23 protein-coding genes and 1 pseudogene are annotated in these 22980 nt (G+C 70.9%); 8 read left to right on the forward strand and 16 right to left on the reverse strand.

The annotated features are described in order from the left end of the window. Positions 1-27: 27 nt before the first annotated feature. Entirely contained in the window at positions 28-669 is a 642-nt protein-coding gene (locus ASG80_RS01290) for a response regulator transcription factor (protein ID WP_162256582.1), read from the reverse strand. Further along, positions 666-2387: a GAF domain-containing protein gene (locus ASG80_RS01295; RefSeq protein ID WP_082589631.1), complete on the reverse strand. Its 1722-nt coding sequence runs from the start codon at positions 2385-2387 to the stop codon at positions 666-668. Before ASG80_RS01295 ends, ASG80_RS01290 begins: the two co-directional genes overlap by 4 nt. Positions 2388-2567: 180 nt before the next feature. Here ASG80_RS01295 and ASG80_RS23300 point away from each other — a divergent pair, with 180 nt between their 5' ends. Next, on the forward strand, positions 2568-3425 hold the full coding sequence (locus ASG80_RS23300; protein WP_056727680.1) for a universal stress protein: 858 nt from the start codon (positions 2568-2570) through the stop codon (positions 3423-3425). Between the two features lie 12 nt (positions 3426-3437). Then, positions 3438-3968 carry a flavodoxin domain-containing protein gene (locus ASG80_RS01305; protein WP_056727682.1) on the forward strand — a complete coding sequence of 177 codons (531 nt, stop codon included), beginning with the start codon at positions 3438-3440 and terminating at the stop codon, positions 3966-3968. A 17-nt stretch (positions 3969-3985) separates the two neighbouring features. Here ASG80_RS01305 and ASG80_RS01310 read toward each other — a convergent pair whose 3' ends face one another. Beyond that, positions 3986-4660 carry a hypothetical protein gene (locus ASG80_RS01310; protein ID WP_056727684.1) on the reverse strand — a complete coding sequence of 225 codons (675 nt, stop codon included), beginning with the start codon at positions 4658-4660 and terminating at the stop codon, positions 3986-3988. An 82-nt stretch (positions 4661-4742) separates the two neighbouring features. Between ASG80_RS01310 and ASG80_RS01315 the strand changes: the two genes are divergently transcribed. Both ASG80_RS01315 and ASG80_RS01320 read left to right on the forward strand, forming a co-directional pair. Further along, on the forward strand, positions 4743-5216 hold the full coding sequence (locus tag ASG80_RS01315) for a hypothetical protein (protein ID WP_056727686.1): 474 nt from the start codon (positions 4743-4745) through the stop codon (positions 5214-5216). Positions 5217-5288: 72 nt separating this feature from the next. Then, positions 5289-6206, forward strand: coding sequence for a DNA-3-methyladenine glycosylase (locus ASG80_RS01320; protein WP_200952460.1), 918 nt, complete (start codon positions 5289-5291; stop codon positions 6204-6206). A gap of 29 nt (positions 6207-6235) precedes the next feature. On the opposite strand, the gene ASG80_RS01325 is transcribed toward ASG80_RS01320, so the two are convergent. Beyond that, positions 6236-6622 (reverse strand): helix-turn-helix domain-containing protein, encoded by a 387-nt coding sequence (locus ASG80_RS01325; RefSeq protein ID WP_056727688.1) that lies wholly within the window; start codon positions 6620-6622, stop codon positions 6236-6238. A gap of 109 nt (positions 6623-6731) precedes the next feature. On the opposite strand from ASG80_RS01325, the pseudogene ASG80_RS01330 reads away from it, so the two are divergent. After that, positions 6732-8990: pseudogene (locus tag ASG80_RS01330) on the forward strand (LLM class flavin-dependent oxidoreductase); the annotation flags it as partial. 140 nt (positions 8991-9130) lie between these two features. Here ASG80_RS01330 and ASG80_RS22695 read toward each other — a convergent pair. Further along, entirely contained in the window at positions 9131-9991 is an 861-nt protein-coding gene (locus ASG80_RS22695; protein ID WP_082589633.1) for a carbohydrate kinase family protein, read from the reverse strand. A 284-nt stretch (positions 9992-10275) separates the two neighbouring features. Next, positions 10276-10620, reverse strand: coding sequence for a cupin domain-containing protein (locus ASG80_RS01340; protein WP_056727693.1), 345 nt, complete (start codon positions 10618-10620; stop codon positions 10276-10278). Between the two features lie 91 nt (positions 10621-10711). Between ASG80_RS01340 and ASG80_RS01345 the strand changes: the two genes are divergently transcribed. Beyond that, on the forward strand, positions 10712-13222 hold the full coding sequence (locus ASG80_RS01345; protein ID WP_056727696.1) for an HAD-IC family P-type ATPase: 2511 nt from the start codon (positions 10712-10714) through the stop codon (positions 13220-13222). On the opposite strand, the gene ASG80_RS01350 is transcribed toward ASG80_RS01345, so the two are convergent. After that, positions 13182-13628, reverse strand: a complete 447-nt coding sequence (locus ASG80_RS01350) for a hypothetical protein (protein ID WP_056727698.1) — start codon at positions 13626-13628, stop codon at positions 13182-13184. The two genes, ASG80_RS01345 and ASG80_RS01350, sit on opposite strands and share 41 nt — an antisense overlap. A gap of 135 nt (positions 13629-13763) precedes the next feature. Here ASG80_RS01350 and ASG80_RS01355 point away from each other — a divergent pair, with 135 nt between their 5' ends. Both ASG80_RS01355 and ASG80_RS01360 read left to right on the forward strand, forming a co-directional pair. Continuing rightward, the gene (locus tag ASG80_RS01355; protein ID WP_056727700.1) at positions 13764-14750 is read left to right on the forward strand and encodes an acetylxylan esterase; all 987 of its coding nucleotides are present in this window, start codon (positions 13764-13766) and stop codon (positions 14748-14750) included. Then, entirely contained in the window at positions 14747-15670 is a 924-nt protein-coding gene (locus ASG80_RS01360; RefSeq protein ID WP_056727702.1) for a BadF/BadG/BcrA/BcrD ATPase family protein, read from the forward strand. The genes ASG80_RS01355 and ASG80_RS01360 overlap by 4 nt, the downstream gene beginning before the upstream one ends. 105 nt (positions 15671-15775) lie before the next feature. Here the strand turns inward: ASG80_RS01360 and ASG80_RS01365 are convergent, their stop codons facing one another. The 9 genes from ASG80_RS01365 to ASG80_RS01400 all read right to left on the reverse strand — a co-directional run bounded on the left by ASG80_RS01365 (position 15776) and on the right by ASG80_RS01400 (position 22886). Continuing rightward, on the reverse strand, positions 15776-16240 hold the full coding sequence (locus ASG80_RS01365) for an SRPBCC domain-containing protein (RefSeq protein ID WP_056727704.1): 465 nt from the start codon (positions 16238-16240) through the stop codon (positions 15776-15778). Further along, entirely contained in the window at positions 16237-16572 is a 336-nt protein-coding gene (locus ASG80_RS01370; RefSeq protein ID WP_056727705.1) for a metalloregulator ArsR/SmtB family transcription factor, read from the reverse strand. Before ASG80_RS01370 ends, ASG80_RS01365 begins: the two co-directional genes overlap by 4 nt. 243 nt (positions 16573-16815) lie before the next feature. After that, a complete protein-coding gene (locus ASG80_RS01375; RefSeq protein ID WP_082589634.1) occupies positions 16816-17409 on the reverse strand; it encodes a cation transporter in 594 nt (197 codons plus the stop codon). 20 nt (positions 17410-17429) lie between these two features. Next, the gene (locus tag ASG80_RS01380) at positions 17430-18008 is read right to left on the reverse strand and encodes a TetR family transcriptional regulator (protein WP_056727709.1); all 579 of its coding nucleotides are present in this window, start codon (positions 18006-18008) and stop codon (positions 17430-17432) included. 6 nt (positions 18009-18014) lie between these two features. Further along, complete coding sequence (locus ASG80_RS01385; protein WP_056727711.1) at positions 18015-19007, reverse strand: aldo/keto reductase; 993 nt, start codon at positions 19005-19007, stop codon at positions 18015-18017. Between the two features lie 117 nt (positions 19008-19124). Continuing rightward, positions 19125-19274 (reverse strand): hypothetical protein, encoded by a 150-nt coding sequence (locus tag ASG80_RS24070; protein WP_200952461.1) that lies wholly within the window; start codon positions 19272-19274, stop codon positions 19125-19127. A gap of 112 nt (positions 19275-19386) precedes the next feature. Beyond that, positions 19387-20265 (reverse strand): ABC transporter permease, encoded by an 879-nt coding sequence (locus tag ASG80_RS01390; RefSeq protein ID WP_056727713.1) that lies wholly within the window; start codon positions 20263-20265, stop codon positions 19387-19389. Between the two features lies 1 nt (position 20266). Continuing rightward, positions 20267-21196: an ABC transporter ATP-binding protein gene (locus ASG80_RS01395; RefSeq protein ID WP_056727715.1), complete on the reverse strand. Its 930-nt coding sequence runs from the start codon at positions 21194-21196 to the stop codon at positions 20267-20269. A gap of 283 nt (positions 21197-21479) precedes the next feature. Then, complete coding sequence (locus ASG80_RS01400) at positions 21480-22886, reverse strand: ricin-type beta-trefoil lectin domain protein (RefSeq protein WP_056727717.1); 1407 nt, start codon at positions 22884-22886, stop codon at positions 21480-21482. Between the last annotated feature and the right edge of the window lie 94 nt (positions 22887-22980).

Raw genomic sequence — 22980 nt, forward strand, 5'->3', positions numbered from 1 at the left:
AGCTCCAGGCCGCGCCGCGGCATCCGTTCACGCTCGTGATTCGGGGCGGTGCTCGAGCTGGTACACGGCGGCCTGGGTCCGGCGCTCGAAGCCGAGCTTGCGCAGGAGGCCGGACACGTAGTTCTTCACGGTCTTCTCGGCGAGCTGCAGCTGCTCGCCGATCTGGCGGTTCGTGAGGCCCTCGGCGATGAGCGCGAGCACCTGTCGTTCGCGCAGGTTGAGTGAGCCGAACCGCGGATCGTCATGCTCGTCGCTGGCGGCCTGAGCGGCGACGCGACGGGTGACGCCGGCGTGCAGCAGCGAGCGTCCCGACGCCACCGCGCGCACGTCGTCGACCAGCTTGGAGCCGTTGATGTTCTTCAGCACGTAGCCGGCCGCGCCGGCGAGCACGGCGGACATGGCGGCCTCGTCGTCGTCGTAGGCCGTGAGGATGAGGCATCGGATCTCAGGATGCCGCGAGCGCACCTCGCGGCACAGGGCGATGCCGTCGCCGTCGGGCAGCCGCATGTCCAGGATGGCGACGTCCGGCAGCGTCGCCTGGATCCGACTGAGGGCGCGGGCCACGTTGTCCGCCTCTCCGACCACGTCGAGATCGGGCTCACGTTCGAGCAGCTCGGCGACGCCGCGGCGCACGATCTCATGGTCGTCGACGAGGAAGATCCGCGTCACGGTCGTTCGCCTCCGTCCGCGTTGGCGGGCACGCTCCATTCGATGGACGTGCGCCCCGGTGCGGAGTCGACGCGCATGCCGCCGCCGCGCTGTTCGGCACGCTCCTGCAGGTTCGCCAGTCCGCTTCGCCGCCCGTCGCCGTGGATGCCGCCGCCGTCGTCGTCGACGACGACGCGGATCAGGTCCTGCCCTGCGTCGACCGTCAGCCGGATGGTGTCGGCCGAGGCGTGCTTCACCGCGTTCGTGAGCAGTTCACGCACGACGGCGGTCACGTCGTCGGCGAGCGAGCCCGTCACGAGCAGGTCGAGCGGGCCCCTGAAGCCCACCGCGACGGGCTGAGCCAGCGACGCCGAGCACTCGGCTGCGATGTCGAGCACGCGATGACGGAGGGATGGTTCGGCCCCCTCGTGCGGCGTGATCGCGAAGATGATGGTGCGGATCTGGGCGATGCTCTCGTCGAGCGTCGTGATCGCCGACCGCAGGCGCTGTGATGCCTCGCCGCCGGAGACCTCGCCGGCCAGGGCCTGCAGCACGAGCCCCGTGCCGAAGAGCTGCTGGATGACGTGGTCGTGGAGGTCGCGTGCGATGCGCGACCGCTCCTCCACCAGAAGGGCCCGCTGGCGATCCTCGCGCGCCTTCGCGAGCTCGATCGCGAGTCCGACGCGACCCGCGAGGTCGTCGGCGATGGCGACTTCAGATGCCGTGAAGTGCGGCCGACCGGTCGACCGGGCGGCGACCAGCACCCCCCAGACCGTCTCCGTGTTCTTCAGCGCGATGAACATCGACGGCCCCGCCGCATCGCCCTCCGCGATCGCGAGGGCATCCGTCGGGTCGTCGTGGCGGGCGCCGGAGCGGGACCGCGACTCCCCGCTCTCGAGGACGATCCCGGCGCTCGTTCGCATGGCGGGGATCACGGCGCCCACCAGCACGTCCGCGCCGTTGCCGCGGGCTTCGGCGACCGTCACGGTGAACGGCTCCGGTCCGGGCAGCACGATGCAGATCCGATCCGCTCCCGTGCGCGCGATGAGCTCGTCGGCGAGCATCGGGAGTGCCGCGTCACCGGCCGTGTCGAGCAGTGACGACGCGATCTGCGCCGACGAGGCCGTCCACAACTGACGCATGCGCGTCTCGTCGAAGAGCCGCGCGTTCGCGATGGCGAAGCCGGCAGTGGCCGCCAGCGCCGTCACGAGTTCCTCGTCCTCCGCGGTGAACTCGCCACCTTGCGGATTGGACAGGTAGAGATTGCCGAACACCTCGTCGCGCACGCGAACGGGCACGCCGAGGAACCCGTCCATCGGGGGATGCCCGTGAGGGAAGCCCACCGAACGCGGGTCGTCGCTGATGTGCCGCAGGCGAATCGGACGGGGATCGTCGATGAGCGCCCCGAGCACGCCGCGCCCCTCGGGGAGGTGGCCGATGGAGGCCACCGCCTCCGGTGACATGCCCACGTGGATGAACTCCTCGAGTCCTCCAGCCTCGGCGACGACACCGAGCGCCCCGTACTCGGCGTCGACGAGTTCGACCGCGGCGTGGACGATGCGCTCGAGCACCATCGGGAGTTCGATCGGTTCGACGACCGCCTCGGTGGCCCGCAGCAGGGCGCGGAGCCTGCTCTGGGTGCGCATGACCTCGTCGGCACGCTTCACGAGTTCCTGGAGCGTCCGATCGAGCTCCGACCTCGGATGGTCGGGGAAGGACAACGGGGGATGATCCGTCATGACACCTCCGCGCCGGGGATGTCGGCAGGCTACCACCGAGCGCGATACCTCCGCACGACACCGAGGCGATGCCCTTCCGGGGGACCTAGGACCCGTGACCGGCGGCGCGGGCGAGGGACGCTGGCACCATGCATTCCGGACTCGGCGTTCGCGGGTCCGACTGATGGAGGGTGGTCGAGCATGTCGAGCCGTATCCTCGTCGGGATCGATGGTTCCATCGCGAGCCGGGCGGCGATCACGTGGGCGCTCGAGCGGGCGCGGAGCATCCGCACCGCCGTCACGCTCCTGATGGTCGTCGATGACGAGTGGGGCGCGATCAGCGATCGCGACCTCGGGGAGCTGCGCGCTTCCGCCGAGGGCATCGCCGAGCGCGAGTTGGAGTTCGCCCGCGAGCGCGCCGGCTCCGTTGAGGTCACGGCCGGAATCGCCGTCGGAGCGCCCATGCTCGTGCTGGCCAGCGAGGCATCCGCCTACGAATCGGTGGTCATCGGCACGCACAAGATCGGGACCTTCCACGGTCACGCGCTGGGGTCGCGCGGCCTGCAGGTGGCGGCCATGTCCCCGGTGACGACCGCGATCGTTCCGGTCGACACGTCGGCCGGGCGGAGCGGCGTCGCGGTCGGCGTGGGCGATGCGCCCGGATGGATCGAGCCGGTGCGCTTCGCCATGCGGGAGGCCGTTCGCCTCGAGGAGCGCCTGATGCTCATCCGCGCCGAGGGGCCGACGGCGACCGACGAGCATGTGCTGCTGCGGCTCGCGTGGGAGCTCCCCGAGGCGTCCGAGCTCTCCAACGGCATCGTGGTGCGTCGCTCTCCCGCGCCCGCCGGCGAGACGCTCGCCGGCGTGTCCCGCCGCGCCGTGGTCACGGTGAGCGGGCGGCCGACGGCCGCCGGCGCGCGGGGGTTCCGTCCGCTCGGTCGCACGAACAACGACCTGCTCATGAACGCGGGCGGGCCGGTCGTCGTCGTGCCCTTCGAGTCGGGAGCGGAGCGCGCGGCGACGCCTCCTTCGCTCATCCGCGCGTCCACCGCCCGCTGAAAGGGAGACTCCATGACCGCCCTCGTGCTCTACGAGTCGATGTTCGGGAACACGCGGCTCATCGCCGAGGCGATCGGAGACGGCCTCGCGGCCACCACCGAGGTGCGGGTCGAACTCGCCTCTGCGATCGCAGATTCCGAAGCCGAGCTGGTCGTGATCGGCGCCCCGACGCATGCCCATTCGCTGCCGCGTGCCGCATCGAGGGAGGATGCCGCGAAGTGGGCGCGAGATTCCGAGAAGCACCTCGCCCTGGAGCCCGATGCCGCCGCTCCGGGCGTGCGCGAGTGGCTCGACTCCATCTCGACCGCGCCGCCGGCATGGGCCGCGTTCGGCACGCGCGTGGACATCCCGCGCATCTTCGCCGGCGACGCGTCGGCCGCGATCGAGAAGCGGATGCGCCGTGTGGGATCACGCCCGGTCGCTCCATCCGAGTGCTTCCTCGTGACCCTCGACAACGTGCTCGTGGACGGCGAACTCGATCGCGCCCGTGAGTGGGGCCGTGCGCTCGGCCGGATCGCACTCGCGCAGCAGCCTGCGCGCTGAGGTGGACCGGCGGCGGTTCAGGCTCCCGGCACGGGGCCAGCCGCCGGCCCGGGACGCGCGGGGAAGAACAGCCGCAGTGCCACGGGCGCCGTGAGTGCGGCGAACGTCACCGCCATGAGCACGCCCGCCGCGACGTAGAGTGCGGCGACCAGCGCGACCGGACTCCGCTCGTCGATGAACGGGGACGGCGCGAACGTCCAGAGGATCGACACGAGCCACGCCCCGGCATTCGCCGGGACCCACCGCAGCGTGCGCGGGCGGGCGAGCACGAGCCATTGCGCGAGCGGGATGCTCACGAGCAGCAGGATGGCGCCGATCGAGACCACGACCAGCATGGCCGGCGATCCGAGGTCGAGGCCGAGCGTGCTCGGAAGCATCCCGAGTATCCACGCGAACGCCGCGGCCGCGGCGGTGGCCGTGATCCATCGCCACGCCACCGGCCGATTGACCCGCATCCCCCTGTACTGGCCGATCGCCAGCGCCGTCCCCTCCAGCGCCCCGGCCCCGATCACGAGCGCGAGGCGCGCGGGATCCTCGATGCCGGCGACGATCGTGACGATGGCCACGCCTGCGGCGATGGCGAACCCGGTCGCCTCGCCGATCGAGACGGCGAGGATCCAGCGGAGCGCGTCCCGACGGGGAGGTCGGCCGCCTGTCGCCGCCGAGTTCGTGTCGCTCGCTGCCAGGTGCACGGCTCGACGCTAGACCAAGCCCGTGGAACCGTGGAGGACCTTCGGCCCGCGTCCGAGGGCCGCGCGCGCCGATGCTGGGACCATGGACGGCCACCGAGGCATCCGGCTCACCCTGCTGATCGTGCAGGCCTTCGTCGCGCTCACCGCGCTGGCCGGGGGAGCGGCCCTCGTGATCGGCTCGCTCGATCCCGGCTTCTCGACAGCGTGGAACCCGCCGGCCGAGTACCTCGAGGGAGGGCCGTTCCCGTCGTACCTCGTGCCGGGGATCACCCTTGCCGTCGTGCTCGGCGGTGTGCACGTCCTCGCGTTCGTGCAGCTCGAACGCCGGCGGCCATGGGCGCTGTTCCTCTCCGCGGCGGCGGGATACGCCACGCTCATCTGGATCTTCGTGCAGATGGCGTTCATCCCGTTCAGCTTCCTCCAGGCGCTGTACTTCAGCATCGGGCTCGTCGAACTCGGCCTCGTGCTCATGCTGCTCGATGTGCATCACCGCCGCACGTCGCGGCGCCACGCCCCCGCCGACCGTGACGGGGCGAGCACGACCCGTCACGCGTGAGGTCGCGGCCGCCGCCACGGTGGTGGTCGCCGGGTCGCGGCGGCTGTCAGGCGCGTGGTGCACACTGGAGCCGTGATCGCCGAGCATGCGCTGAACTGGAGCCCGCGGCATCCGACCGACCTGCTCCAGACCATCGGCGCGCTTCGCCGCGGCGGCGGCGATCCGACGTACCACCGCGACGAGCGCGGGGCGGTGTGGCGCACCACGCGCACCGACGAGGGCGTCGCGACCCTGCGCTACTCGCAGCCCGCTCCCGACGAGCTGCGCTGCGAGGGCTGGGGGCCGGGCGCTCGCACGGCGGTGGCCTCGGCGCCCGAACTGCTCGGCGACCGCGACGATCCCGCGGGCTTCGATCCCGGCATCCGCCTGCTCGACGATGCCCACCGGCGCAACCCGGGCCTGCGCATCCCGCGCACCGGCCGCGTGTTCGAGGCGCTCGTGCCTGCGATCCTCGAGCAGAAGGTCATCACCCTGCAGGCGCACGACTCGTGGCGCCGGCTGGTCTGGCGGTCCGGCGATGCGGCGCCTGGGCCGACTCCGCGGAGGATGCGGGTCACACCCGCTCCTGAGGGCTGGGCGTCGATCCCCACGTGGGAGTGGCACAAGGCCGGCGTCGACCCGCGGCGCGCGCGCACGATCGTGAACGCCGCGCGTTATGCGTCGCGCCTCGAGGAGGCCGTCGGCATGAGCACGGCGGATGCCGCGGCGCGCCTCACCCTCATGCCCGGCGTCGGCGCGTGGACCGCCGCCGAGGTGGCCCAGCGTGCCCTCGGCGACGCCGACGCGCTCTCAGTGGGCGACTACCACCTTTCGAACTACCTGGGCCACGCGCTCTGGGGCCGCGACATGACCGACGACGAGATGGTGGCGGCGATGACGCCGTGGGCCGGGCATCGCTACCGGGTGGTGCGCCTGCTCGGCGCGGCCGGCGTCCGCGGTCGACCGCGGCGTGGACCGCGCATGCCGTTCGTCGACCACCGAGCGTTCTGAGCTGCGGGCGGCCGCGCCGTGACGGGCGCTCAGGCCACGGATGCCGCCCCGCCCCCACGCCCAGCCGCCGAGTCGTGTGCGAGTCCCCACTCGCTGAGCGGCTGCAGCAGTTCGATGAGCCGGAGGCCGGCGGTGCTCGGCGTGTAGGTGATGATGACGGGCGTCGTCGGCTTCACGTGCCGCTCGATGAGCCCCTCGGCCTCGAGCTCCCGGAGGCGGGTGGCGAGCAGGCGATCGGAGATGCCCGTCACGGCCGCGCGGTACTCCGAGAACCTGCGCGCTCCGCGAATCCCGGCGAGCAGGATGGCTGCGTTCCACTTCCGGCCCGCGAACTCGACGGTCGATGCGAAGCGACGGCACGCCTCCTCGTCGATGTGCCCGAGCTCCTCGAGCCGTGCGCTGGTCCTGCCGCTCACGCCGAGCCTCCTCACTCACTCCAAGTAAGCAGCTTACCACCCGGGTGCGAATCGTCGCCGGATACTCCACGATGGGCAGTACTCACCCGTCCCGACCGATCGGAGCACGATGTACTACGGCCACGAGTTGCGGTTCGGCACCTTCATCACCCCGACCAACGACCCCCCGCAGGCGGCCGTGCGGTTGGCCGAGCTCGCCGAGGCATCCGGCTACGACCTCGTCACCTTCCAGGACCACCCGTACCAGCCGCGATTCCACGACACGTCGACCCTGCTCACGTGGGTCGCGGCGCGCACCGAGCGCGTCCACCTCGCCGCGAACGTCACGAACCTCCCGTTGCGCCCGCCCGCCGTGCTCGCTCGGGCGACCGCCAGCCTCGACCTGCTCTCGGGCGGCCGCTTCGAGCTCGGCCTCGGCGCCGGCGGCTTCTGGGACGCGATCGAGGCCATGGGCGGCCGCCGCCTCACGCCCGGCCAGGCCGTCGACGCGCTGTCGGAGGCGATCGACGTCATCCGGGGCGTCTGGGACCAGGGCGAGCGCGCGCGGTTGGAGGTCGACGGGCAGTACTACCGGGTCAGCGGCGCGAAGCGCGGCCCGGCGCCGGCGCACAACATCCCGATCTGGATCGGGGCGTACAAGCCGCGGATGCTGCGGCTCACCGGTCGCAAGGGCGATGGCTGGCTGCCCACCCTCGGCCACATGAAGCCAGGCCAGTTCGCTGAGTCGAACGCGACGATCGACGAGGCCGCACGCGCCGCCGGACGCGATCCACGCGAGATCCGGCGCATCGTGAACATCGGCGGGCGGTTCTCGGCGGCAGGCGGCGGGTTCCTCGACGGCCCGGCCGCGCAGTGGGTGGAGCAGCTGCTGCCCTACGTCGTCGACGACGGCGTCGGCACGTTCATCCTCTCGAGCGACGACCCCGGCACCACGCAGCACTTCGCCGAGGAGGTCGCCCCCGCGTTGCGCGAGGCGGTCGCGCGCGAGGTGCGCCGCACGGATGCCGCGACCGTCGCCGCGCCCACCTGGGTCGGTCGCAGCACCGCGGTGCGCGCGAAGCGCCGCGACGGCATCGACTACGACGCACTGCCGCCGTCGCTCGCCGCCCACGCGGTCGAGCCCGGCGACGCGGGCTATGCCCGGGTGAAGTCGACCTACATGCGGGGTGGCGCTCCCGGGCTCCTGCTGCGGCCGGGAGACCCGCAGGAGGTCGCGGACGCGATCGCGTTCGCCCGCGCCAACCCCGACGTGCCGCTCGGGGTGCGCAGCGGTGGCCACGGCATCAGCGGTCGCTCGACGAACGACGGCGGCATCGTGATCGACCTCTCGCGCCTCGACGGCATGGAAGTGCTCGACGAGTCGGCGCGGCTCGTGCGCATCGGCGCCGGCGCGCGCTGGAAGGACGTCGCCGCGTTCCTCTCGCCGCACGGCTGGGCGCTCAGCTCGGGCGACTACGGCGGCGTCGGCGTCGGCGGGCTCGCCACGGCCGGCGGCATCGGATGGCTGGTGCGGGAGCACGGGCTCACGATCGACCACGTGCGGGCCGTCGAGGTGGTGCTCGCCGACGGGAGCATCGTGCGAGCGGATGCCACGCGGCATCCGGAGCTCTTCTGGGCCGTTCGCGGGGCGGGCGCGAACGTCGGCATCGTCACCGCGTTCGAGTTCGAGGTCGACGACGTGGGCGACATCGGGTTCGCCCAGCTCGCGTTCGATGCGAGCGCCGCCGCCGGCTTCCTGCAGGCGTGGGGCGACTGGGTGGTCGACGCGCCGCGCGACCTCACGAGCTTCCTGATCATGGGCGGCGCGCGGGCGGGCCGGCCGCCGGTGGCGCAGGTCATGGCGGTGGTCGACTCCGACGACCCCGAGACGGTGCTCGCCCGGCTGCAGCCGCTCGCCGAGGCGGCGCCGCTCGTGGCGCAGGACGTCCGCATCACGAGCTACCGGGCGGTCATCTCGAACTCCGGCGACGCAGCCCACGCTGCGGAAGGCGAGCCGACAGCGCGGTCCGGCCTCGTCGGCCGCATCACGCCGGAGTTCGCGCGCGACGCGGCGCGGTTCCTCGAGAGCGGGGCGACGTACTTCTTCCAGCTGCGCGCCGTCGGCGGCGCGGTGCACGACGTGCCGGCGGATGCCACGGCGTTCGCGCACCGCTCGGCGGAGTTCTCCGTGGTTGCCTTCGGCTCGAGCCGGCAGCACACGACCGAGAGGTGGCGGGAGCTCATCGTGCCGCACCTCGACGGCGCCTACCTGAGCTTCGACAGCGAGCAGGGCGACGAGCAGGTGGAGGCAGCGTTCCCGCCCGCGACGCTCGCGCGGCTTCGCGCGATCAAGGCGCAGGTCGATCCCGACAACGTGTTCCGGGACAACGCGAACGTGCGGCCCGCGTCCGAGGCGCGGCGGCCGTTCACAGCTGCCCGCCGACGTATGGTCGTCATGCGCGATCACGGTGCCGAAGTGCCGAAGTGCCGCCTACGCAGGGGCGAGGAACTCCCTTCGGCGCAGCCCACTCAGCCGAGCAACGCGTCCAGGCGCGGGTGGAGGTGCCTCGTCACGAGCACGGATGCCGCGTGCCGCGCCCCGGCGCGTAGCGCATCTGGCAGCGGCGACCCCGCGAGCGTCGCGTCGAGCACGCCGGCCATGAACGCGTCGCCCGCACCGTTGGTGTCGAGCACCTCGACCGGCTCCGCCGCCACCTCGTGGCGGGTCATCCGCTCGTCGACGGCGATCGCGCCCTCGGCCCCGAGCGTGCACACCACGAGCGACGCCCCGCCCGCGATGCGGCGCTCCATGAACGGCAGCGGGTCGTCGCCGATGCGGTCGGCGTTCATGAAGATCACGTCGGCGACCTCGATGAACGGGCGGTGGAACCCGGCCTCGCCGTCGTAGTCGTGGATGTCGGTCCAGATCGGGCGGCCTGCGGCGCGCGCCGCGTCGATGAGCTCGAGCGAGAGCGGGGCGAGGTCGAGCACGATCGCCGCGGCATCCGACATCGCCGCGACCGCGTCGGGAGCCGGCCCGCCGTCGAGGTCCTGTGGCGTCGCGAGGTAGAGCGAGATGCGCTCGCCGTCGCGCGTCATGAGGTTGAGGTGGCGTTCGGTGGTGCCGCCTTCGCCCGCGAGCAGGTCGACGCCCGCCTCGCCGAGGACGCGCCGCACGCGCTCACCCTCGACGTCGCCGCCGAGGAGCGCGTGCAGGGTTACGGGGCGGCCGAGGCCCGCGAGGCCGAGCGCCTTGCCCGCCGAGGTGCCGCCGACCGTCTCCCAGTCGCCGAGGGCGAACTGCATGTGCGGCACGGGCTCCGGCAGGCGGTCGAGCTCGACGATGCGGTTCCACGACGCGGGCCCGGCGATGAAGACGTGATCGGTCATCCGTTCATTCTGGCGGGTCGCGGGCGTCAACCCCCAGCCATCATGCCGCCGACGGCCGGCGGATTCACGTCGGGAGTTCGCTCCTTTCCGCAGCGAGCGCACTGATGCCAAGCTCCAGCCTCGATGTCGCGGTGCACCACCCACTGTGCATGCCCAACCGGCACCGCAGCGATTTCCCGGCCATGATCCCTCCCGTCTCCCGTCTCCGTAATCAGGGGGAACTGGGGCACAGGGTACTCCTGCGACGGTCGCGCCTCCGCAAAGCGCGTGGTGTCCGCCCGCCCCTATTCGAGCCACTCCGTCACGAACGTCGGGTTCGCGTGGATGTTCGTCGACACGAACGGCTCGCCCCCGACGACCGCGAACTTGTGCGGCGTGAACGCGGGCACCACGAGCACCTGCCCGCCGACCGCCTCGAGCCGCTCGTCGCCGACCGTGAACAGCGCGCGGCCGTGCCGCACCACGAAGGTCTCGGTGTACGGGTGCTGATGCAGCCGGGGCCCCGCGCCGTCGCGCGAGGAGTACACGAAGATCAGGGAGACCTGCGAGCCGATCGTCGCGCCCTCGATCTCGTCGTTCCAGTGCAGGTCGTCGGTCGCGGCATCCGCGCGCTGGTACATGAGAACCATGTGCTCCTCCTCGTCGTCGAGCCGAACGCGCGGCCACGATAACGCGAGCCCGGGGATGCCGCCACCTCCCCCCTGTCGCTGGCACCGCCTGATGTGGTGGGATGACGGGGTGGGGGCGATCGTCGCGAACGCAACGGGGCTGAGCTCTGCGGAGGTCGCGGAGCGCGTCGCCCGCGGCGAGACGAACGCGTTCGAGAGCCCCACGAGCCGCAGCGCGTGGAGCATCGTCCGCGCCAACGTCTTCACGATCTTCAACGCCATCATCGGCGGGTGCTTCCTCGTGCTGCTGCTCATCGGCCGTTGGCAGGACGCGCTCTTCGGCTTCAGCGCCATCGCCAACACGATCATCGGCTCGGTGCAGGAGTTCCGCGCCAAGCGCTCGCTCGACAAGCTCGCCCTCATGCACGCACCCCACGCCAGGGTCATCCGCGACGGCGAAGAGCGAGAGGTCGCGCTCGCTGACGTGGTGCTCGGCGACCTCCTCGTGCTGCGGGCGGGCGACCAGGTCGCCGCCGATGCGCACGTCCTGACCTCCGAGCGCCTGCAACTCGACGAGTCCATGCTCACGGGCGAGTCCGACCCGGTCGACAAGGCGACGGATGACGCGGTGCTGTCAGGCTCGATCGTGATCGGCGGTGGCGGTGCCGCGGTGGTCGACAAGGTCGGCGCGGACTCGTTCGCGAACAAGCTCTCGAGCGAGGCCAAGCAGTTCTCGCTCGTGGCATCCGAGCTGCGCTCCTCGATCAACCGCCTGCTCGGCTGGATCGCGTGGATCATCGGGCCGATCAGCCTGCTCGTGCTCAACGCGCAGATGGTGACGAAGGGCGGCTGGGTCGAGGCGATCGAGAGCGGCGAGTGGCAGGATGCGGCGGTCGCGTCCATCGCGGCGATCGTCGCGATGATCCCGCTCGGCCTCGTGCTCATGACGAGCATCGCGTTCGCGGTCGGCGCCGTGAGGCTCGCCAACCGGAACGTGCTGGTGCAGGAGCTGCCGGCGGTCGAGGGCCTCGCCCGAGTGGACCTCATCTGCCTCGACAAGACCGGCACCCTCACCGAGGGCGACATCGTGTTCGACGCGGCGCATCCGCTGGCCTCGCACGCGCCCGACGGATGGACGGACGTGCTCGCCTGGTATGGCGCAGAGCCCGAGGCGAACGCCACCGCGCGGTGCCTCGTCGAGCCGTATCCCGTGCAGCGCGTGCTCGAGCCCGAGGCGCGCATCGCGTTCTCGTCGGCGCGCAAGTGGAGTGCGGTCGGATTCCCGGGGTCGGGCACGTGGGTGCTCGGCGGGCCCGAAATGGTGTTCGCGGCATCCGGCGACAGGGTTGCAGGCATCGCCGCCGCGACGGATGCCTCGGCGCGCGGCGACCTGCGCGCCCAGGCCGCCCACCTCGCCGCCACCGGCCGCCGAACGCTCGTGCTCGCGCACAGCCCAGAGGAGCTCACCGCCGAGCGCGCCGAGGCCGAGCGCCTGCCGGGCTCGCTCACCGCGGTGGCGCTGCTGACGTTCCGCGAGAGCGTGCGCCCGGATGCCCGCGACACCCTCGAGTACTTTGCCGCGCAGGGCGTCGCCGTGCGCATCATCTCGGGCGACAGCCCGCAGACGGTGGCGGCGATCGCCCGCGAGGTCGGCGTGGACGCGCCCCGCGGGTATGACGCGCGCGAGCTGCCGACCGACCTCGATGAGCTCGGCGAGGCGCTCGAGTCGCATGTCGTGTTCGGCCGGGTCACGCCGTCGCAGAAGAAGGACATCGTCACCGCACTGCAGCGCCGCGGGCACACCGTCGCGATGACGGGCGACGGCGTGAACGACGCGCTCGCCATCAAGGAAGCCGACATCGGCATCGCGATGAACTCGGGCTCGGCGGCCACCAAGGCGGTGGCGCGCATCATTCTGCTCGACGGCCGGTTCTCCCAGCTGCCGGGGGTTGTGGCCGAGGGGCGGCAGGTCATCGCGAACATCGAGCGGGTTTCGATGCTCTTCCTCACGAAGACCGCGTACTCCACGGCGCTCGCGGTGCTGTTCGGGGTGATGCTGCTGCCGTTCCCGTTCCTGCCGCGCCAGCTGTCGGTGACCGACGGCCTCACCATCGGCATCCCCGCGTTCTTCCTCGCGCTCATGCCGAACGCGCGCCGTTACCTACCCGGGTTCCTCCCACGCTCGCTGACCTTCGCGATCCCGGCGGGCATCATCATCGCGCTCGTCCTGGCCCTCTACAGTCGCATGGCCACGGATGCCGGCATCCCCGAGGACGAGCTGCGTACCGGATCGACGATGATCCTCGGCATCGTCGGCCTCTGGGTGCTCACCGTGCTGTCGCGTCCGATCGACGGCTGGAAGATCGTCATCATCGGCGCGATGATGATCGGCCTCGTGCTCGTCTTCGCCATCCCGGTCGTGGCCGACTTCCTGCAGTTCGTCGAGCTGACGCTGCCGACGGCGCTGCTCGTGATCGCGGCATCCGTCATCTCGATCGCGGGAATCGAAGTGGTGAGATTCGTGCATCGACGAGCCGTGCGGCGGATGGTGCCCGCCGTGCCCGCGGCGCTCGTCGCCACGGTCAGGCGGACGGCTCCCGGCGTGCCGCCATCGACCGACTGAAGAACTCCGCAGGGCGCCCCGCCCACAGCGCGAGGATGATGAGCGCGGAGATGCCGCCGCCGATCGCGAGCGACCACCACGACGATCCGTCGGTGGGCGTCGCGATCACACCGATCACCCACACGAGGGCCGAGAGCGACACCAGCACGGTCACGAAGATGCGCGCCGAGTTGCGCCCACGCGTGAGCCCCGAGGCCATGGCGATCGTGAGGAGGCCGATGAGGATGATCCCCGCGCCCCAGAGGCTGACGGCGAACGCGTCGCCCGCGGCCCGCACTGCGTCGTCGTAGCGCAGGAGGATCAGCAGGATGCCGGCGATGATGTCGAGGATGCCCGAGATGTACGTGAGCACGACGACGGCGATCACCCGCTTCGGCGGGCGCGGCCGTACGGTGTCTTCGGTCATGTCGCCCCCTCCCGGCGCCGCCCTCGGCGTTCGGGTCCAGCATACGAGCGGCGGGTCGTCTGCGGTTCGATACGCTGGGCGTCCGCCCATCGACTGCGCGGATGCCGCCGCGCGCAGTGATCCGAAGGAAGAGCCGTGCCCCGTTTCGATCTGCCGGTCGACGCACTCCGCGCATACCGCCCCGATGTCGCCGAGCCAGGAGACTTCGACGCGTTCTGGACGTCGACGCTCGCCGAGTCCCGCGCACTCGCCGAGCCGCCGCGTCTCACCCGCGTCGCCTCGCCACTCACCGCGTTCGAGGTCTACGACGTGTCGTTCAGCGGATTCGGCGGAGATCCCGTCGGCGGTTGGTTCATCGTGCCCGCCGGAGCCGACCAGCCGCTCCCGGCGATCGTCGAGTACAACGGCTACGGCGGGGGGCGCGGCCTGCCGCACGAGCGGCTCGCGTGGGCGGCATCCGGCTACGCGTACTTCCTCATGGACACGCGCGGCCAGGGCAGCGTCTGGGGGACCGGCGGCGAGACGGCCGACCCGCACGGCACCGGGCCGTCGGCGCCGGGCTTCATGACGCGCGGTATCGAGGACCCGGCCACGTACTACTACCGCCGCGTCTTCACCGACGCGGTGCTCGCGATCGACGCTGTGCGATCGTTCGACCGGGTCGACGCCGACCGCGTCGCGGCGTGCGGAGGCAGCCAGGGCGGCGGCATCGCGATCGCCGCGGCAGGTCTCTCCTCAGGGCTCGTCGGCGCGATGCCCGAGGTGCCGTTCCTCTGCCACTTCGAGCGGGCCGTCGGCCTCACCGACAGGTTCCCGTACCAGGAGATCGTGCAGTATCTCTCGGTGCACCGGGATGCCGCACCGCGCGCGTTCGAGACCCTCGCCTACTTCGACGGGGTCAACCTGGCGAAGCGCGCGACGGCGCCTGCGCTGTTCTCGGTCGGGCTCATGGACCCGGTGTGCCCGCCGTCGACCGTGTATGCCGCGCGCAACCACTGGGGCGCCGGCGCCTCGGCCGACATCGTCGAGTACGCCTTCAACGAGCACGAGGGCGGCGCCGCGGCGCACTGGCAGCGGCAGTCGGCGTGGCTCGCGGAGCGTCTCGTACGGAGCATGGCATGAGGCGCGGCGGGTCGCTGGCGATCGACGCGGGTCAGTCGGGCATCAAGGTACGCCACGCGGATGCCGCGGGCGCGAGCGAGTGGGCCGGTCCCGGCATCCGCACCGACCTGCCGCTGCTGCCGCAGCTCGCCCGGGTCATGGCGCAGGCCGTCGACGCGGGGTACGCGTTCGACGCCGTCGGACTGGGCGTGTCGGGGCTCACGTCGGACGAGTCCGACGCTGGGTACCTGCTCGCCGCGGCGGTGCAGTACGGGGTGCGCGCCGTGCACCTCGCGCACGACTCGATCACCGCGTACCTCGGCGCGCTCGGCGACGACCGCGGCGCCGTGGTCGCCTCGGGCACCGGCGTGGTCACCCTCGCCGTGGGTCGGACCGACGTGGCGCGGGTCGACGGTTGGGGCTACCTCATCGGCGATGCAGGCAGCGGGTACTGGCTCGGTCGCGCCGCGCTCGACGCCGTGATGCGCGCGCACGACGGACGGGGCGACCCCACCGCGCTCACCGCCGTCGTGCGCGAGGAGTTCCCAGACCTCGAGCGGGCGTACATCGAGCTGCAGGTGGATCCGGCACGCGTCGGGCGCATCGCCGCCTACGCGCGGCACGTCGCCGACGCGGCGGCGGCCGGCGATGCTGTCGCCGGCGCGATCGTGTCTGCGGCCGGTCGCGAGCTCGCGGCATCCGTGATCGCCGGTCTGCGACGCGTCGGTGAGGCGGATGCCGCGGCGCCCCGTGTGCGCGGCGTCGGCGGGGTGTTCGGCGGCGCGGCGCTGGCGCGCGCGTTCACGGCGTCGGTGCTGGAGCAGGTGCCCGGAGCCGATATCCGGCTCGGGGAGGCGCATCCTCTCGACGGCGCCGCGGCGCTCGGCAGCGTGGCTCCCTCGAGCGCCCTCGCGACGCACATCTCGTCCGCGGGCGGCTGAGCCCGCGACAGTCTCGGCGGGCGGGCGACCGCGCCGACGGGGAGAGCCCCGAGGCATCCGCTCCGAGGCCCTCCCGCTCGCCTGAGGTCGTCGCGCGCCGGGACGTCAGGCCGAGCGACGCAGGTACGCCTCGATGCGGTCGAACGCGCCCTCCCAGGCGGTGGCCTGGAAGAAGTCGCGAACCTCGGGAGTCGGGAAGCCCGTCTGCGCGACGCTCATGAGGGTGCCGCCCTCCTGCGCCTCGAACGTCACCTCGATGCGCGTCGTGATCGAGTCGCCGCTCGGGTCGCTGCCCGTCGACTCGGTGACGAGGCGGTGCGGGCGGTCCATCTCGAGGATCGTCTGGATCTCGGTGAAGAGGGTGTCGCGGTCGGGCCCCCACACCGCCTTCCAGGTGCCGCCGACGCGCAGGTCGATCTCGATCTCCACCACGCCGCCGCCATCGAGGATCGAGAACCAGGTCTTCTGCTTCTCGGCGTCGGTGTAGGCGTCGAAGACCTCCTCCGGCGTCGCCGGCATCAGTCGGCTCGCTCGGAGGCCGATGGTCTCGTTCGTCTGGGTGTCGCTCATGATTCCGTTCCTTTCGCGAGGGTGAAGTAGGCCTCGAGACCGTCGAGTCGACGCTCCCAGAGCCGCTGGTAGAAGGTGATCCATGCCATCGCGTCGTCCAAACGCTCGGTGCCGAGGCGGCACTGCCGCACCCGGCCGACCTTCTCGGTGGTGACGAGGCCCGCGACCTCGAGCACGTCGACGTGCTTGCGGATGCCGGTGAGCGTCATTCCCGTGGGCTCCGCGAGCTGGGTGATCGTCGCCGGGCCGTCACCGAGGCGGGTCAGGATGCCGCGTCGCGTCTCGTCGGCGAGGGCGGCGAACGCCCGATCGAGTGCCAGTTGCTGAACCATGTTGTTCAGTGTAGAACACTGAACCGAAAAGTTCAATATTTCTCACGACTCTCATCTGCCTGCGGAACTTCGCACCGGGGAAGCATTGTCTCCCCGCAGAATCGGTCGACAAGTCGATGAGTCGACAAATCGACAAGTTGACCGATCCTGCGGAGGAACAGTCTCGTGCGTTCGGTTCGTGAGGTGCGTGGGGGGCGCTGCACAGACGCCCGTTCCCGCCCGGCGTCGGTCCACGGTCGAGACCTACGCTTCGGGCTCGAGCCGTCGTCGCTCGTCTCTGGCTCCCATCCAGACGGTGCGCGCGGCGTCGGCGTTCAGCACGCCGATGCCGAGACCTGCCACGACGTCGATCCACGCGGTGGGGAACCAGACCGTGAGCACCGCGACGACGATGATCGCGGCGTCGGCGAGCACGTCGTTCCGTGCGGACAGCCACGCCGCTTTCGCCAGGCTCCCCGGGTGGTCGCGGTGCCGCATCAGCAGGAGCGCGCACGCGAGGTTCACGAGGAGCGCACCCATCGCGGTGAGGGAGAGGGGCAGCGGTTCCGGCGGGACGGGGTCGACGATCTTCATCACTGCGGTCCAGAGCGTGGCCAGCGCCGGGATCAGGATCACGATCGCGAGCACGCTGCCCACGTACGACCTCCGCCGGGCCGACCAGACGGCCGCGAAGAAGATGAGGAGGTTGATGCTCGCGTCCTCGAGGAAGTCGACGCTGTCCGCGAAGAGCGACACCGAACCGATGACCTGGGCCACGACGAACTCGACGCCGAAGTACGCGAGGTTGAGGATCGCGACCAGCAGCACGGTGCGGCGCAGGGCGTTGGTGTCGTGCATCGGGCTGTCCATCCGACGCGCTACGCGATGAGCCCGCGAAGCACCAACGCGTACACGGCGTCGAAGTCGGCGGCGAGCCCGGGGTCGTCCCACTCGGCGGCGTGCAACGGATGATGGAACCTGGCCGTCGCCTGCAGCACGGCGCGCCCGAGCACCGCGGGATCGCCCGGGGCGAACTCGCCGTCGGCGATGCCGTCGGCGATGATGCGCGAGAGCTGCTCGGCCAGATGGTCGACATGTGCGGCGACGACCTCCCGTGAGGTCATCGTCAGGGCCAGGAGCGTCTCGAACATCTCAGGGTCGGTCACGGCCATCTGCTGCTTGGTCTCGGTGAGTACCACCAGCCACTCGTGAAGACGGTCGATGGCGGGCCGAGGTGCACGGATGACGTCTTCGAGAGGCGCTGAGACGCGGTCGAGCCAGCGTTCCGTCACCGCATCGCGGATCGCCGCCTTGCTCTCGAAGTGGCGGTAGACGGTGCCGTGACTGACGCCGAGCGCGCGCGCGATGTCGACGACCGAGGTCTTCGCGGGACCGTAGCGGCGAAGCACGTCCTCAGCGCTCGCGAGGATGGCCTCGCGCGTGAGGGCCTCTGCCATGTGCGGTCACCTCTCGCTGTCGAGGATCGACATCTGCCTCGCATCATAGCGATCGCCGGATGCCGCGTCGGTCGGCACTGCCCGCTCGATCGCGGCGAGGTCTGCCGCGTCGAGGGTGAGGTCGAGTGCACCAAGCGACTCGGCGAGCCGTTCACGCGTCCGCGCGCCGACGAGCGGCACGATGTCGTCGCCCTGCGCCAGCACCCAGGCGATCGCGGCCTGTGCGACGGATGCTCCGCGTGCCTCGGCGATCTCGCGCAGGCTCTCGACGAGCGCGAGGTTGCGCTCGAGGTGCTCCCCGCCGAACCGAGGCAGGCTGGAGCGGAAGTCGCCTGAGCGGTCCGGCGACCAATGGCCCGAGATGAGTCCGCGTGACAGGACGCCGTAGGCGGTGACGCCGATGCCGAGCTCGCGGGCGGCCGGGAGGATGCTCGCCTCGATCCCGCGGGAGATCAGGGAGTACTCGATCTGGAGGTCGGAGATCGGGTGCACCGCATGTGCGCGGCGCAGGGTGTCGGCGCCGACCTCCGAGAGGCCGATGTGACGGATGTACCCGGCGTCGACGAGCTCGGCGAGCGCACCGACGGTGTCCTCGATCGGCACGTTCGGATCGAGACGCGCGGGACGGTAGATGTCGACGTAGTCGGTGCCGATCCGCCGCAAGGTGTAGGCGAGCGCGTTCTTGATGGCGGCCGGCCTCGTGTCGACACCGTTCCAGCCGCCGTCCGGGCCACGGAGGATGCCGAACTTCACGCTCACGACGACCGATTCACGGTCGCGCCCGGCGAGGGCCTCGCGGAGCAGGAGTTCGTTGTGGCCGACGCCGTAGAAGTCGCCGGAGTCGAGCAGGGTCACCCCGGCATCGAGTGCGGCCCGGATCGTCACGATGCTCTCGATGTCATCGCTGCGTCCGTAGAGGTCGGACATGCCCATGAGGCCGAGTCCGAGGGCGGAGGTGACGGGACCGGTCGTGCCGAGGGTGCGTGTGGAGATGGTCATGTCTCCAGTGTGCATGAAGGAATGACAAAAATCAATATCTGTCAATCATCCGGACTGAAGCGTGCTGCTCACCAGGCTCGCTGCCGCCGGCTTCGCGGCTGCCGCCGCATCCGGACGTCAATCGAGTGCCCCGCTCGCGAGGCCGCCGTCGAGCAGGAGCGTCAGAGAGCGGGCGAGCACGGCGGAGTCGGGTGCGCCGGCGTCGGCGGCGAGGGAGGTCACCCAGGCGAGGACGGAGGCCTTGTGGGCGACGGTCCGCTGGTGCACGCGCGAGCCAGGATCGCTCTCGGCTGCGGAGTTGATGAATGCGCACCCCCGGTGCCCCGGGCGTCGGCACGCGTTCGTCAGCGCGTCGAACAGGCCGACGAGCCGAGAGCGTCTACGCGATACGCGCCCGGATCCGCCAGGCCGCAAGCGTCGTGAATGCGATCGCCAGGACGACGAGCGCCGCAAGCACGAACGGCACGTTCACCTCCCAGTCGCCGATGAAGGCGGTCACGCCGTAATACGTGCGGAGCGCGTCGATCGCCTCCTGGCGTCCACCTACGAGCGTCGACAGCGTCTCGGCCGTGAACTCGCGCCGCAGCAGCATGGCCGATTGCGCGAACGGGAGGGCGTTGACGACGTTGCGGACCGCCTCCGGAAACAAGCCGACGGCGATGAACGCGCCCGCGAGGAATCCGATGACCGTTCCGACGATCGTCGAGAGTGCGGCGAACGCGCCGGTCGTTCGTATGAAGGAGGCGATGAGGGCCCACAACGCCGCGAAGGCGACGCAGGCCAGCGTGATCCAGCCGAGCGTCCTGCCGAGCTCCAGGATGCCGATCACGACGCCGTCGACGAAGAACAGGTAGCCGAGGCTCACGACGAGGACGAGTGCGGTCATGATGATTGCGATCACGACGGTCGAGAGCAAGTAGCCGAGCACGAGCTGCCAGCGCCGGAGTGGAGAGACGAGGAAGTCCCGGAATCGCCCTGACGCGGCGTCCTCGACGAAGACGCCGAGTGCGCCGAGCGAGGTCGTCATGGCCGTCAATGCGACGATGCCGGCGAACATCCAGCTGTCGACGAATGCCCGCACATCCGCCTCGGATGCCCGCGGGAACGCCGCGCTGATCGAGGTCGTCTGCAGGTTGCCGAGGAAGAGCGTGTAGAGCAGGAAGACGATCATCGCCGCCAGGAGCGAGAAGAAGACATTGAGGCGGTCGCGGAAGAACAGCCGCAGATTGCGCGCCATGATGTCGACGACGACGCCCATCTCACTCCTCCGCGAGAACTCGGTCGCGCCCCGTGAGGGCGAGGAAGACGTCGTCCATCCGACCGTGGCGGAACTCGAAGTCGATGACATCGGCGCCGTGCTCGGCGAGCAGGCGACGGGCGACGTCGGCGCCCTCGACCGCGATCTCGACGGTGTCCCCGTTCCCGGCGAGGGCGAGCCCGGATGTGGCCGCGATCGTGGAGAGCGCCGTGCGATCACGGGTCGTGACGGTGAGCACGCTGCGGCTGTGCCGGCTGCGCAACTCCGACGGTGTGCCGTTGGCGATGATCCGGCCCTGGTCGATGATGCACACGAGATCGGCTTCCTCGGTCTCCTCCATGTAATGCGTGGTGAGGAAGACGGTCAACCCGCCGCGATCGCGCAGGTCATGGATGGTCGCCCAGACGATGGCGCGACCCGCCGGGTCGAGGCCGGCCGTCGGCTCGTCGAGGAAGAGGATCGACGGGGAGTGCAACAGTGCCCGCGCGATGTCGACGCGCCGTCGCTGCCCGCCGGAGAGCTTGCCATAGGGGCGGTCGAGGAAGGCACCGAGGTCGATGAGCTCCGAGAGCTCGGCGATGCGCCGGCGGATCGCGCGTCGATCCGCATCGTAGAAGCGCGCCCGCACGGCGAGGTTCTCTCGCGCCGTGAGCGCCCCGTCGAGCACCGACTCCTGGAACACGACGCCGATCGTGCGTCGCACCGGTTCCCCGTCGCGGCGCACGTCGTGACCGGCCACCGAGATCTCACCCGCATCGAACGGCAAGACCGTCGTGACACATCCGATCGTCGTCGACTTGCCGGCGCCGTTGGTCCCGACGAACGCGAACACGCTCCCGGATTCGACGTCGAACGAGATGTCGTCGACGGCGACGACATCTCGATAGCGCTTCGTGAGCCCGCGCACGGCGATGACCTTGTGACGTCCCATTCCGGCGATCCTCCCACGGCGACTGCGCGGCGTCGAGCGCTCGACAGACACGCCCTCCGCCCGGGGTGCTCACCGGACTGTCAGGAGATGCCGACCAACTCCTCGCTGACCTGCCAGCGACGACTGCAAGTCGACAAGTTGACTGGTCCTGCAGCGGAACTGTCTTCGGACGTGCCCGCCCGGCCCTGCGGCCGCGCCGCGGCATCCGCTCCCAACACGCCGAACGACAGCGCGCCTGCCTCCCCTCGCGAGGAGGCAGGCGCGCGTTGACCCAGCCGGCTCGCTACCCGCGGGTCCAATGCTGGGTCGTCGCCGTGGCGTCGCACGGCGCGAGCGATACGCCCCACTCGTCCTCCGGGGTCGCCAGGCAGAGCCCGGGATCCGCGGCGCTGCTGATGGTGAGGTCGTCGTTGAGCTCCCACTGCTGGTCGGGTGCCCCGATGCAGTCGGCGATCATCACGGGGCTGCCCGCGACGACGTCACCGCTCACCGTCACGCACATGTCGCCGTAGACGGTGAGCTCCTTCTCCGCGGTCCAGTTGAAGGACTGATTGCCACCCCCGTTGCAGTACCACAGCCCGAGCGTGGTGCCGGGCGTCGTCGAGAAGCCCGGAACGTCCAGGCACACCCCGTGCTTCACGCTCACCAGCGGCTCGCCGGGAGGGGCGGGCGGCAGGTCGTTGAGCTGCTCCTCATCGAGAAGGCCCCAGCCCCACTGGACCTGTGCCAGACCCGACTCGTTCGTCACCTCGAGGTCCCCGTCGCCGACCATGGACGTGAGGGTGTAGGCGTCGTTCGTCCGCAGTCCCGGCCAGTAGACGAGGCCGATGCCCTGATCCCGGGCAACCTCGGTGAGGGCGCCGAGGTAGGAGGTGTACACGTCGCCCTCGTGATTGCCGTAGTTGAGGCCCGTCGTCATCGGGGAGCCGGCCTCGGTGACGACCGTTCGCCAGCCGTACTCGCCGATCCGCGGCAGCAGGTTCTGCTTCCACTCATCCTCGGTGGTGTGGTTCGCCCAGAACCCGTAGAAGTGCAGCGACAGCAGGGTGCCCTCGAGATCCTCGGCCGCGCCGACGCCGGTGACGTTGTCGTTGTAGCCCGTCCCCGAGATGATCACGCGCTTGCGCGGGACGTCGCTGTGGTCTTCGAGCCAGCCGGAGGTCAGCGAGACCCACTCGTCGAGCGTGTAGCCGAACGGCTCGTTCATCGGCTCGAAGTAGACGCGAGGGTTCTTGCCGTACTCCGCGACCACGGTGTCCCACATGGCGTCGAAGGCGGCCTGGTCGTCGACGCGGCCGTCCTTGGCGTTGTCGCCCTCCCAATAGCTGAGGATGACCTTGAAGCCGTGGTGGACCGCGGCGTCGATGGCGCCCTGGTAGGACTCCCACCACTCCGTCCCGACGCTCGAGGGGTTGATCGGGAGCCGGACGGTGTTGGCGCCCACCTCGTCGCGGAACTCCGGGATGACGTCCGACGCCTTGGCGTACGTGGTGCGGTAGTCGTCGGCGGTGCTCAGCCCCGAGGGCACGACCTCGTCGTCGGCGTAGTTGTCGCGAGGGTCGGCCCAGTTGACCCCGCGGAACTCGCTCGTGCCGGCGGGGCCGGTCGAGGGAGCGGCGAGGGCAGGGACCGGAGCGGCCCCTGCCAGCAGGACGGCCGCCCCGAGGGCGATCCCGAGTGCGTATCTCATTCGACTCCAATCATTCGCGGCGCGCCGATGCGCCGTCGTCAGTCGTTCGTATCGTGATGTTGACGTCAACATCCCCCTGAACGTCTCACACCTC

The organism is Agromyces sp. Soil535 (assembly GCF_001428255.1).
In the GTDB taxonomy this organism is placed as follows: domain Bacteria; phylum Actinomycetota; class Actinomycetes; order Actinomycetales; family Microbacteriaceae; genus Agromyces.

What these genes read in the sequence shown, in the direction of transcription:
- ASG80_RS01295 (WP_082589631.1), bottom strand. Translation starts at nt 2,387, where the DNA reads ATGACGGATCATCCCCCGTTGTCCTTCCCCGACCATCCGAGGTCGGAG.
- ASG80_RS23300 (WP_056727680.1), top strand. Translation starts at nt 2,568, where the DNA reads ATGTCGAGCCGTATCCTCGTCGGGATCGATGGTTCCATCGCGAGCCGG.
- ASG80_RS01305 (WP_056727682.1), top strand. Translation starts at nt 3,438, where the DNA reads ATGACCGCCCTCGTGCTCTACGAGTCGATGTTCGGGAACACGCGGCTC.
- ASG80_RS01315 (WP_056727686.1), top strand. Translation starts at nt 4,743, where the DNA reads ATGGACGGCCACCGAGGCATCCGGCTCACCCTGCTGATCGTGCAGGCC.
- ASG80_RS22695 (WP_082589633.1), bottom strand. Translation starts at nt 9,991, where the DNA reads ATGACCGATCACGTCTTCATCGCCGGGCCCGCGTCGTGGAACCGCATC.
- ASG80_RS01340 (WP_056727693.1), bottom strand. Translation starts at nt 10,620, where the DNA reads ATGGTTCTCATGTACCAGCGCGCGGATGCCGCGACCGACGACCTGCAC.
- ASG80_RS01345 (WP_056727696.1), top strand. Translation starts at nt 10,712, where the DNA reads ATGTGGTGGGATGACGGGGTGGGGGCGATCGTCGCGAACGCAACGGGG.
- ASG80_RS01350 (WP_056727698.1), bottom strand. Translation starts at nt 13,628, where the DNA reads ATGACCGAAGACACCGTACGGCCGCGCCCGCCGAAGCGGGTGATCGCC.
- ASG80_RS01360 (WP_056727702.1), top strand. Translation starts at nt 14,747, where the DNA reads ATGAGGCGCGGCGGGTCGCTGGCGATCGACGCGGGTCAGTCGGGCATC.
- ASG80_RS01365 (WP_056727704.1), bottom strand. Translation starts at nt 16,240, where the DNA reads ATGAGCGACACCCAGACGAACGAGACCATCGGCCTCCGAGCGAGCCGA.
- ASG80_RS01370 (WP_056727705.1), bottom strand. Translation starts at nt 16,572, where the DNA reads ATGGTTCAGCAACTGGCACTCGATCGGGCGTTCGCCGCCCTCGCCGAC.
- ASG80_RS01375 (WP_082589634.1), bottom strand. Translation starts at nt 17,409, where the DNA reads ATGCACGACACCAACGCCCTGCGCCGCACCGTGCTGCTGGTCGCGATC.
- ASG80_RS01380 (WP_056727709.1), bottom strand. Translation starts at nt 18,008, where the DNA reads ATGGCAGAGGCCCTCACGCGCGAGGCCATCCTCGCGAGCGCTGAGGAC.
- ASG80_RS01385 (WP_056727711.1), bottom strand. Translation starts at nt 19,007, where the DNA reads ATGACCATCTCCACACGCACCCTCGGCACGACCGGTCCCGTCACCTCC.
- ASG80_RS01390 (WP_056727713.1), bottom strand. Translation starts at nt 20,265, where the DNA reads ATGGGCGTCGTCGTCGACATCATGGCGCGCAATCTGCGGCTGTTCTTC.
- ASG80_RS01395 (WP_056727715.1), bottom strand. Translation starts at nt 21,196, where the DNA reads ATGGGACGTCACAAGGTCATCGCCGTGCGCGGGCTCACGAAGCGCTAT.
- ASG80_RS01400 (WP_056727717.1), bottom strand. Translation starts at nt 22,886, where the DNA reads ATGAGATACGCACTCGGGATCGCCCTCGGGGCGGCCGTCCTGCTGGCA.